Origin of the sequence: Hyphomonas atlantica corrig., from assembly GCF_000682715.1 — a bacterium.
GTDB lineage: Bacteria > Pseudomonadota > Alphaproteobacteria > Caulobacterales > Hyphomonadaceae > Hyphomonas > Hyphomonas atlantica.
In genome coordinates this window covers 1-950 of the sequence record NZ_AWFH01000044.1, presented here as the reverse complement: position 1 = coordinate 950, position 950 = coordinate 1, and the positions used below count along the sequence as shown (strand labels likewise).

Genomic DNA, 950 nt, shown 5'->3' with positions numbered 1-950 from the left:
TGGCCTGCCCCACAGGGGTGATCCACCAGATTTATTAGCCCGGCGGTTTCAAAGTAGCAGCGTTCATGCTGCCACCTCCCTATAGTAAGGCGGCATGAACGCTGCGGGCAAGACGGCTTTTGGGGCGGGTGGCTTATAGCCGAGCGAAGAGTGCGGACGGGCGGTGTTGTAGTGATGGCGCCAGGCTTCGATCAGGATCTTCGCCTCTCGCAGATCAAAGAAAATTTCCCTCGCCAGAAGCTCGTCGCGGAGCTTGGAGTTGAAGCTCTCGCAGTAGCCATTTTCCCAAGGTGATCCCGGTGTAATGTACAGCGTTTTCACTCCGATCCGTTCAAGCCAGTCACGGAGGGCTGTTGCAATGAACTCAGGGCCATTGTCAGAGCGTATGTGTTCCGGCGGCCCATGCCGAACGAACAGCTCACCCAGCGTGTCGAGGACATCCCGTGAGTTCAGCTTTCGCTCGACTCGGATGGCGAGGCACTCCCGTGTAAACTCGTCGACCACACACAGCATGCGGAACACACGTCCATCACGGGTGCGGTCCTGCACAAAGTCATAGGACCAGACATGGCCTTTGTGCGCCGGCCTCAGCCGCACACACGAGCCAACATTCATCCAGAGACGACCGCGTTTTGGTTGTTTCATCGGCACTTTCAGCCCCTCCCGTCGCCAGATGCGGTAAACCCGCTTCTCGTTCACATACCAGCCATCATTTCTGAGGAGCGCCGTGATCCGGCGATAGCCATACCGGCCGAACCGTTCGGCCAGGCGGATAATCGCCGATGTCAGGGCGTCCTCATCGTCTCGCCGTATGGGCTGCTTGCGCTGGGTCGAACGGTGCTGGCCGATCACACGGCAGGCCCGGCGTTCGGAGACGCCAAGCTTTTCCACCACGTGATCGACTGCAGCACGACGACGCGAAGGGCTTAGAACTTTCCCCGCACGACTTC

Annotated in this window: 1 protein-coding gene; it reads right to left on the bottom strand. The window is 59.2% G+C overall.

What is annotated here, in order from left to right:
* Positions 1–63 precede the first annotated feature (63 nt).
* The coding region (locus HY36_RS12700; protein ID WP_155841910.1) for an IS3 family transposase at positions 64–950 on the bottom strand (887 nt) is incomplete at its 5' end.